At 60.6% G+C, this 9,272-nt stretch carries 8 protein-coding genes and 1 tRNA gene; 3 read left to right on the top strand and 6 right to left on the bottom strand.

Features of this window, described 5'->3' with window-relative positions:
- Positions 1-1,475 (top strand): T9SS type A sorting domain-containing protein (locus tag IH971_09685; GenBank protein ID MCH7498109.1); only part of this gene is annotated, 1,475 nt, incomplete at its 5' end.
- 475 nt (positions 1,476-1,950) lie between these two features.
- On the opposite strand, the gene IH971_09690 is transcribed toward IH971_09685, so the two are convergent.
- From IH971_09690 to IH971_09715, 6 genes are read right to left on the bottom strand one after another with little or no spacing between them, the layout of a single operon-like run.
- A complete protein-coding gene (locus tag IH971_09690) occupies positions 1,951-2,715 on the bottom strand; it encodes an outer membrane lipoprotein-sorting protein (protein MCH7498110.1) in 765 nt (254 codons plus the stop codon).
- A 51-nt stretch (positions 2,716-2,766) separates the two neighbouring features.
- The gene (locus IH971_09695) at positions 2,767-4,053 is read right to left on the bottom strand and encodes an FtsX-like permease family protein (protein ID MCH7498111.1); all 1,287 of its coding nucleotides are present in this window, start codon (positions 4,051-4,053) and stop codon (positions 2,767-2,769) included.
- On the bottom strand, positions 4,053-5,225 hold the full coding sequence (locus tag IH971_09700; GenBank protein MCH7498112.1) for an FtsX-like permease family protein: 1,173 nt from the start codon (positions 5,223-5,225) through the stop codon (positions 4,053-4,055). Before IH971_09700 ends, IH971_09695 begins: the two co-directional genes overlap by 1 nt.
- A gap of 3 nt (positions 5,226-5,228) precedes the next feature.
- Positions 5,229-6,410, bottom strand: a complete 1,182-nt coding sequence (locus IH971_09705) for an ABC transporter permease (GenBank protein MCH7498113.1) — start codon at positions 6,408-6,410, stop codon at positions 5,229-5,231.
- A gap of 1 nt (position 6,411) precedes the next feature.
- Positions 6,412-7,131 carry an ABC transporter ATP-binding protein gene (locus IH971_09710; GenBank protein ID MCH7498114.1) on the bottom strand — a complete coding sequence of 240 codons (720 nt, stop codon included), beginning with the start codon at positions 7,129-7,131 and terminating at the stop codon, positions 6,412-6,414.
- 16 nt (positions 7,132-7,147) lie between these two features.
- Positions 7,148-7,468 (bottom strand): hypothetical protein, encoded by a 321-nt coding sequence (locus IH971_09715; GenBank protein ID MCH7498115.1) that lies wholly within the window; start codon positions 7,466-7,468, stop codon positions 7,148-7,150.
- Here IH971_09715 and IH971_09720 point away from each other — a divergent pair.
- Complete coding sequence (locus IH971_09720) at positions 7,400-7,897, top strand: site-specific integrase (GenBank protein MCH7498116.1); 498 nt, start codon at positions 7,400-7,402, stop codon at positions 7,895-7,897. The two genes, IH971_09715 and IH971_09720, sit on opposite strands and share 69 nt — an antisense overlap.
- A gap of 106 nt (positions 7,898-8,003) precedes the next feature.
- Positions 8,004-8,087 (top strand) — tRNA-Ser (locus IH971_09725).
- The last annotated feature ends 1,185 nt before the right edge of the window (positions 8,088-9,272 follow it).

The following is a 9,272-nucleotide window of genomic DNA, read 5'->3' on the forward strand; positions in this document are numbered from 1 at the left end:
GCCATGAAGACACCATAAAGGTGTTCGTTTCATATACCCCTGCCGCTGAATCGGCATACGGTGGGGATATCATCTCTTTAATCGTGTGTGCTGTAGATGAAACAAATGTATCCTATGACAACAGTAATATCGACATCGAAGTTGTGCTCACTGGTGCAGTACACGAAGTTACTTACACCGAGGTAAGCTATACCGTTGATCTGGAACGGCTAGTGAATCCTTCCGATGGATACATGGATGAAGTCCCTGATCTCCGCGATGAGCACCGCGCAGATGTAGTTATATTATTAGTTGATAATTCAGCATTTTGCGGGAGCGCTGCTGCAATTCTGGCGAATCCTAATATATCTTTTGCATTAGTGCATTACGATTGTGCTCTGGGTAATTTTTCGTTCGCGCATGAGATCGGGCATCTTCAAGGTGCAAGGCATGATATCGACACCAGTGCTTATCCTTTCCCATATGGACATGGCTACAGCTATCCCCCTGACAACTGGAGAACCATTATGGCACTATCTAACCTCTCGTTAACACGATTACAATACTGGTCAAATCCTGGGGTCCCGTATGGCGGCGTTCCCATGGGCACATCCGCCACTTCTGATAATGCACGGGTGCTCAACGAAACAGCACATATACTGAAAAACTTTAGAGGGGAAGATTTATTATTAGAAAATTATTCGATTCCCTGGGGAGTTTCTTTCGTGAATTATAACGTTACGGAACAATACCAGTCAGCGATCTCAATTACTGGTGGTCCATCTTTAGTTATTGAAAGCAGCGGCGATGTCGCATTTGCTGCCGGCAGCAAGATAACATTATCACCCGGTTTCCATGCCCAGGCCGGCAGCAAGTTCCGGGCCTTCATTGATCCCAGCCTGATTCCACCACCGCCCGCCCCCACGGGCCTGGTCATCACCAATGCCGGCAATCAGGGTCAAGCGCCAATACTTTGGTGGAACGCTGTTGCGGACGCCACATCTTACCGGGTCTTTCGCCGCTATGCCTTTTCGCCGTTTTCAAATATCGCCACAACCAGCGTCAATTCGTACCTGGACACCGGTGCCGTGCTCAACTCTTCGTCGCAGTACTCGCTGGAATACTACGCCACCGCAGTGAACATTGGGGGCGAGTCGGGTCCCTCCAATACGGCGAGCGCCTTGGGCTATCTCCAAAAAGGGAAGCCCGCCATCCCCACCGTCTACTCGCTCGCCCCCGCTTACCCCAACCCCTTCAACCCCGCCACCACCATCCGCTTCGGCCTGCCTGAGGACGCCGCCACCCGGCTGGTGGTCTACGACCTCATGGGCCGGGAAGTGGCGCGGCTGCTGGAACGCCGCCTGGCGGCCGGCTACCACTCGGTGGTCTGGAACGGCAAGAACGCGGCCGGGGCGGAGCTCCCCAGCGGGCTCTACATCGCCCGGCTCAACACGGCCAGGTTCAGCAAGTCCATCAAGATGGTACTTCTAAAATAGAGCACCCCTTTGCCTCGCCGGAGGCGGGCCCCCCGCGTCAAACCCCGCCCTTCCCTGCACGCCGCAGCCGGCCTACCTTCCATCCCAGTTCTTTGACATTTCACCCCGGCGTAGGCGGTGGTCGGCTCACCGCTGGACTGCCCCGGCCCGGCTCGCCGTAGGCTTCACCGAGGCCCTCTACGTTGACGGAGAGGGGCGCCCCCCTCTGCTCTCGTTGTGAGCGTAGCGTGGCCGTCTCGCCTGCCATTGCCCCGCCAGCGGCGGAGGTTCTCGCCGCGCGCAACTTGTCCCGTCCCGAATCCCGAAGCTTCGGGACGGGAATCGGGAGGTTTCGGGCCACCTTTGGGCCACCCTTCCCGTCGGTGACAGTGACCCAAGGCAGGGGGGGAGGGGGTCATGCGTATCGGTTCCCACATCCAACATCCGGCACCCGGTAACTCGTAACTGGTAACCCGTATCCCGCTACCTTGAGCCCCTACTTCCTCAGCCCCGACTTGGCGAAGCGGGATGCCGGGATGGCCTGGTCGAACACGATCTCATCCACGATCCACTCGGTGCCCCGGCTGTTGCGCTTCAGCTCGTCGCGGAACACCCATACCCGGGGGTACCAGCGGCCCTGCACCCGCATCACCTCTTTCGCGCTGGCCGACTTGAGCAGCTGGCCGCTCTTAGCGTAGAGCTCCTCCCGGAGCGGCACGTAGCGCTCCTTGTCCACCCACGCCCTGCGCCGGTGGTAGGTCTGCCCTTCCCGGCGGGCCGTGAGGGTCAGGATCCAGCAGTCCCGGTCGCCAATCATCTCCGAGCCTTCCACCTTGCCCTCGTAGGCGTCCAGGAAGGATTCGTCCTCCATCATGTCCGCGTAGGACAGGTCAGAGCCCATCACGGACTGCCGCAGCATATGGCCGGAAATCTGGATGATGCGGTCGGTCTGCGGCGAGTAGGTCCATAGCCGGTCGCCCAGCTTCAGCATCTTGGTGCCCTTTTCCCTGGCCGGGGAGAGGTACTCGGTGAACGCCTTGTCGGTGCCCTGCACCCAGCTGCGGGAAGCGATGGTACGGCTTTTCCTGCGGCCGTGCACCACCATCCGGCTGGTGAAGATTTGGGTCTTGCTGGTGAGGTTGGCGTCCATGGCCTCGATAAGCGCCGCAGCTGTGGGCGGCTCATCGCTCTGCCCGACCAGTGGGCCGCCGGTCACGAGCCAGGGGGCCAGAACGAGGGTGAGGAATGAAAACCTGGGCATGGATATTCTCCTTGTCTGAAATGATTCTTGAGGGCTACGGCTTGCGCCGGACTACGACTCCAGCATCAGCTCTTTGAAAAGTTCCGACATCTGCCGCTTGTAGATCCCCCTGCCGGCCAGCATGGTTCCCAGCAGGGTCGCCACGACGCCGGGAATAAAGCCGATATAGTAGCAGTCGGGGGTGATCTTGCCCCGCATCACGCCGGAAATGGGCATCTCGTAGTCCTCCAGCAGAGTGGTGTAGTCGATGCCTACCTCCTGCAGATAGTAGACCACCAGCAGGCCCAGGATCGTCCCCACCACGCTGGCGGCAATACCCACCAGCAGCGACTCCCCCAACATGGTCCAGTACACGTGACCTTTAGTCTCACCCATGGCCAGCCGCACGCCGAATTCACCGTACCGTCGCAGTCCATTCATGAGGCCCAGGTTCCACAGCAGCACCACCACGATGAACATGAAAATGAGAATGATCACCAGCGTCGCGCCTTTGCTGAAGTCCACAATCTGCCCCAGGCTGTTTTGCGCCCTCAGCGGTTGCATCATCAGGCTGAACTCGTCCTCGGGATCGGCCTGCGACCCGTTGAAGGCCGCGCTCAGGGCGACGCTGCCGGCGTCATCGTAGAACATGTCCTTGTACAGCCCGAAGATTGCCGAGGCGCCGTCTTCCATGTCCAGCGCGGCCCGCGCCCCGGTCAGATCGGCAAGCAGCAGATTCTGGTCAATGCCGCCCACCCCCAACGCCACCGTGCCGACGACGTGGAAGTTGTAGGTGGCAAAACCACCGTGCATGGTAACGCCAACGAAGGTGCCCACCTCCCCCGGTTCGATACCCAGGCGGATGGCAAACCGTTCGCCCAGCAGGACCTCTTCGGCTCTTTCGGGGAGCCGGCCCCGCACCAGCCTGCTATCCAACTCCCACAGCTCCACCTGGCGCGCGCCCGCTTCCGGCGAGAGGAAGTCCACGGCGATGCCGAGCATGGGGCCCTGGGCGCGGGTCTCGCCGGCATCGTCCGGAACATCCAGCAACCCGGCGAACAGAATGCGCGGGTCCCAGTCCATTTCGGGATAATCCGTCGACAACTGCGCCACCAGTGAATCCACGTCCAGCACGGCCAGATCGTTGGGCATGATGTCAGCTTCATCCACCCATGCGCGGGTGGTGACCTTCACATGACCGGTCATCAGCACGGCGCTCTGGTGCAGCATGTCGTCGAATACGCCCGCCATGAAGCCGCGAAACAACACGGCCAGCAGGACGCCCATTACAATGGCGATAAAGCTGAACAGGCTGCGGGAACGATCCCGCAGCACACCTTTGATAAGGAAACGCAGCATCAGTTGGTCCTTCCAGAGAGAGCTTCGGTGGGTTTCAATTTGGCGATCCGCCTTGCGGGCAGATAACTCACGATGGTCACCACGGCGGTCACCAGCACAACTGTCCCCATAAGCAGTCCCAGGGGATAGGCTGGAATCAGCCGCTTGCCAATGACAAACCCCACGGCCTCAGCATCGTAGGGCAGGGGAATGCCGCTGGCCGTGGAGAGCCAGAGCAGGGGGCCACCATAGGCCGCCGCCAGCGCCATCGCCAGCAGACTATGGAATCCGCCCTCGGTGGTGAACAGGGCGATGATCCGGCTCCGGTTCATGCCCAGCGCCATCAGCGTCCCGATCTCCTTTCTCCGGCGGAAAATCGAGAGTGCCTGGGAATTAAAAATACCCATGCCTGCCAGGGCCAGCAAGATTCCATAGAGCGTCCGGGCGTAGGCTTGGTCAGCCTCCACCGCTTGGGTAATATCCCTGGTGAGGTAGTCCACGTCACGGGTGGGCCAGCCACCGGGGTTTTCAAGGACCTCGGCGCCGACGTTGAGCACGACATACGAAGCCTCACCGGCCATGTTGGTCATGCTCTGCAGTCGGTCCAGCGGCACCCAGAACTGCCCCCTGTCCAGTTTGAAGTTCTCGGTGCTCATGATGCTCACCACTTCGGCCTGATCGGCATCGTAGGTACCGCTGTCATCGCGCCACCGGAGTGTGAAGCGATCCCCCCGTTTCAGCCCCGTGGACGCAGCCATGCCGGTACCGATGAGGACGGGGATGGCAGCTCCGGTGTATGCGGCCAAGGCGGCGGTGGGCATGGTCACGGCCTGCTGGCCCGGTGGAATACCGCGAATCATGGCCGGCACCATGCGGCCGTTGGGGTAGGCCGAGCCCAGGATGACCAGCACGGGTGTGGCCTGTCCCACGGCCACCTGGGCAGACACCGGGCCCGGCGGCGAGCCGTGGCTTTCATCCAGGCTCAGGGGGTCTCTGGGATCGTAGGCCGGATGCCAGTATGCGCCCCCCGCGATTTCCGTGTCGATGATGACCCGGCGGGCGTGCTCGATCATGCCCTTGTACATGCCGCTGGAAAAAATAATCATCACGAAGGACAGGGACGTGACAAAGACGTTCAGCCAGGTTCGGAGACCCGCCCCGATAAGATTGCGCAGTGCCAGCTTGATGAGCATCGGTCAGCCCTGCGCAGCCCGGCCGCTGAGGGCCTCGGTGGGCTTCATCGTGGATATCTTCCGTGCCGGTATGTAGCTCACGACTGTAACCAGAGCCGCCACCAGGAGCGTAGTGCCCAGGATCAGGCCGGGGCCATAGACCGGGAACAGGCGCTGCCCAATGACCAGTCCGAAATCGGCCGGGTTGTAGGGTAGCGGCATGCCCTTCACGGCAATGAGAATCAATAAGGGCGCACCGTAGGCAACCCCCAAAGCCATGGCCAGGACGCTGTGCAGCCCGCCTTCCACGGTGAACAGTCCCACCACCCGGCCGCGGGACATCCCTAAGGCCATGAGCGTACCGATCTCCTTGCGGCGGCGGAAGATGGAGAGCACCTGGGAGTTGAAGATTCCCAGGCCGGCCATGGTAAGCAGGATGAAATACAGTATCCGCGCACTGGACTCCTTCGACTTGGCCATCGCGATATAATCCTTGAGCAGATAGTTCACGTCCCTGGCGCGCCAGTCGCCGGTTTCCGCCAGTAGCGGCACGCCCTGGCCTACGATGGCGAAGGTGGCTTCAGCGGGCATGTCCACCATGCGCCGGAGGTGCTCCAGCGGCACCCAGATCTGACCCTTGTCCACCAGCATATTTTCAACCTGCATGATGGCCACCACCTCGGCCTCCCGGGCGTCATAGGTCCCGTGGGCGTCCCGCCAGCGCAAGGTAAAAGTATCGTGCTCGCGCAGTTGGGTGGATCGCGCCATGGCGCCGCCCAGCAGCACCGGAAGCGCCGTGCCCCCATACCCCTGCAGCGTATAGGACGGCAGGTCTACCACGCGCTGCTCCGGCGGCAACCCCTTGATGACCACGGGGGACATGCGGCCTGCGGGGTACATGGCCCCCTGGACGACCAGCACGGGCATGGATTCACCGGCAGCCACCTGCCTGGCGATAGGAGCGGGCAAGGGCCCGTGGCTCTCATCCCAGGCCAGGGGATCTTTCGGGTCGTATCGGGGGTGCCAGTACGCACCGCCGGCCACCTCCGTATCCATCCTGATTCGCTTGGCGCTCTCGATGATGCCCTTGTACAGACCCGTCATGAAAATGATGGCGAAAAAGGACAGGGAGGTGACAAAGACGTTCAGCCAGGTTCGCATCCCGGCACCCAGCAGGTTTTTCAGCGCCAACTTCAGCATCAGCATCTTACTGCTCCTGCAGATGGGGCGGGCTCTCGACGATCTCCTCGCGGTCGAGCTTGCCATCCACCAGGTGGACAATCCGGCTCAAGTAGCCCATGACCTTTTCGTCGTGCGTGGCGAATATGAAGGTGGTGGACAGCTCCCGGTTGAGTTTGGCCAGAATACCCATGACATTGTGCGAGTTGGCGGCATCCAGGTTAGCCGTGGGCTCATCGGCGATGACCAGCCGGGGACGCTTGACGATGGCCCGGGCGATGGCTACCCGCTGGCTCTCCCCGCCGCTGAGCTGGGCGGGTCGGGATTCGGCCTTATCGCTGAGGCCAACCCACTCCATGGCCTCGTTCACGGCCCGCTTACGGTCGTCCACAGGCATATCCAGCAGCAACAGGGGGAACTCGATGTTTTCAAATACGCTATAGACCGGCAACAGGTTATAGGTTTGAAATATGAATCCAATACTGTCACGTCGGAGGTTCGCCAGCGTTTTGTGGTTCTGACCCTTCAGTGGAAGATCGAGCACCGTAACGCTGCCCTCAGTGGGAATGTCCAGTCCGCCCATAATATTCAGCAGCGTTGTCTTGCCGGAGCCCGAAGGGCCCACCAGACCGGTAAATTCACCGGTGGCCATAGCCAGGGTTACGTCCTGCAGAGCCGTGAAGAAACCGTTGCCCACCGGAAACCGTTTGACCAGATTGTGAATCTCGACAATATGACCGTTGTCCATTGTATCGCTTCTTTCGCTAGTAGTTGTAGATCATCATGAATTGAATGGCCACGCCGAACGACGTCAATGCTGCGCCTGACTGGCTCTGACCAGCGGCCAGATCTGAACCTCCGGCGGGACTGCCGGTGAGGATCACGTGCAGGCTGACGGCATCGAAGGTGCGCTGCCACTGGGCGAAGCCGAACGCCTGCCCGCTCTCCCAATCGTAGCCGACAATGCCCATCACCTGGTCGGTGAGGCCCAGGGGCTGCGTGGTGAGGATGTGCGGTTGACCGAACGTCGCGTGATCATTCACGAAGGCTTTCGACGTGTGAAATCGGCGTCGAGCACCCGCCATGTTCCCATCCCTGAACCCCTGGGCTCCACCCTTGCCGTGCACTTCGCTCGGCTGCCTTGTGGGCCTTCCAAGTTAGTCTTCCCTGCGCCCCTCAACGACTACGGCAAGGCTCGTCGGATGTGGCGGAAGGTCTGCCTCCAAGCTGGGCTTCATGACGGGGAGGAAAAACCCAAGCCCAATGCCACACTTCACGACCTGCGCCATACGTTTGGGGTGCACGCGGCACAGTCCGGTGTACCCATCGTGCGACTACAAAAACTGATGGGTCACGCCACACCGCATATGACTCTCCGTTACATGAAGCACGCGCCCGAGGCGTACTTCGACGAGGACGCGGCGCTGATTGCAGCAAGCCTCTCAGGAGCAGCTCCCGACCGTGAAGCAGCAACCCGAACTGAACTCGCTAGGACGGCGCTTAAGCAGGCTTAAGTCAGATTTACCGCCTGCAAAAGTGCCTGCACCCTGGTAACGCAACCCGTGCGTTGCCAGCGCGTGGTTGTGACATCTCCTGTGATCACATTACGTTACACGCTCGGGAGGGCTAGACCTAATTGGTAAGGCAGCGGTCTTGAAAACCGCCGCGCGCGAGCGCTTCGGGGTTCGAATCCCCGGCCCTCCGTCGCCGCTGACGAGCGCGGATGCATTGCGGATGTACGCGGATCGAACACTGCCGGCCTGATAGATCGACAATCCGCGGGTTTCAGCACTCAGTCCGCGGTGTATCCGCGGCCCTACCTCGCCAAACCCCCATAAACAGTCCATCTTAGCCCCATGCCCGAGATCACCGCCCGGCTCTCGACCGCCCTCGCCGACCGCTACAAAATCGAAAGCCACCTGGGCGAAGGCGGCATGGCGAACGTCTACCTCGCGGAAGACCTCAAGCACGAATCGTGAAGCGACATCTTCCCATGATGCTCATGCTGGGGGCGCTTCCGCTCCCGTGCCTTGCACAGGAGCCCCTTTCCGAGCCCGTAGCTGCTGTGTATCTCGGGGGCGGTAACCATTATGGATGGCTCGGTGGTGGGGGGGAAGCATATCTGCCTGGTGCCCCGCTCAGCCTCTTTGTCGGACTCGGTGTAGCTCCCCAAGGGCCGACCGTCGCGGGCGCGGCAGGTTTTCGCTATTCCGTCACGCTTGGCGTAACGCCGCACCGACTCTTTGGAGACCTCTCCGCATCGCTCATGGGCCTCTCGAAACCCGCCGATTTCAGCGGGCGGCTATTCCGGCACTACGGCGTCGGCGTGTCCTTCGGATATAGCTACCTCGCGCCGTCCGGCCTTACACTGACCGCTGGAGGCGGCGTCGGTTCGTCGGAATTCGGCGCTGACTTCGAGCTACTGCCCGTTGTTCATATCGCCGTTGGCTGGACGTGGCGCTCACGGGTTTCTCACCGCTTGCAATGAACATTCTCATGCCTGCGAGTATCATACTCCTCACGTGGGCGATTGCGGTCGGAGTCAGTATGCTCAGATGGTCATCGGCCCCGGCATCGTTGGCAGACTAATCGTGGTCGAGAACTTCTTCGAGGAGTTGAAGGCGAAGGTGGGGAACTAATCTCCACTGTGCCCAAATTGTGCCCGTACCATCCGTAACCAAACGTGATCCTATACCGATTAAGCTCCAGCCTCAGAAACCAAAATCTCGCAGCGCGACGCAAGGACCTTCTCCTAGCGTTAACGTGGAGTTGTATGGCTGTCTGGAGACCTGAGGGATGGGACCCAAGAGGTTCAGGCCAAGTGTGTTCCCCGGTTGGGGTCGGGCCGTGCGTTTGATGCGACCCTGTGTATCACGTGTTCGCCCTTAT

The organism is Candidatus Neomarinimicrobiota bacterium, from assembly GCA_022560655.1.
Classification (GTDB): domain Bacteria; phylum Fidelibacterota; class Marinisomatia; order SCGC-AAA003-L08; family TS1B11; genus JADFSS01.

Bases quoted from the DNA above. Each gene is read 5' to 3' on its own strand.
- IH971_09700 (MCH7498112.1), bottom strand. From the start codon at position 5,225: ATGCTCATCAAGCTGGCACTGCGCAATCTTATCGGGGCGGGTCTCCGA.
- IH971_09690 (MCH7498110.1), bottom strand. From the start codon at position 2,715: ATGCCCAGGTTTTCATTCCTCACCCTCGTTCTGGCCCCCTGGCTCGTG.
- IH971_09710 (MCH7498114.1), bottom strand. From the start codon at position 7,131: ATGGACAACGGTCATATTGTCGAGATTCACAATCTGGTCAAACGGTTT.
- IH971_09695 (MCH7498111.1), bottom strand. From the start codon at position 4,053: ATGCTGCGTTTCCTTATCAAAGGTGTGCTGCGGGATCGTTCCCGCAGC.
- IH971_09715 (MCH7498115.1), bottom strand. From the start codon at position 7,468: ATGGCGGGTGCTCGACGCCGATTTCACACGTCGAAAGCCTTCGTGAAT.
- IH971_09705 (MCH7498113.1), bottom strand. From the start codon at position 6,410: ATGCTGATGCTGAAGTTGGCGCTGAAAAACCTGCTGGGTGCCGGGATG.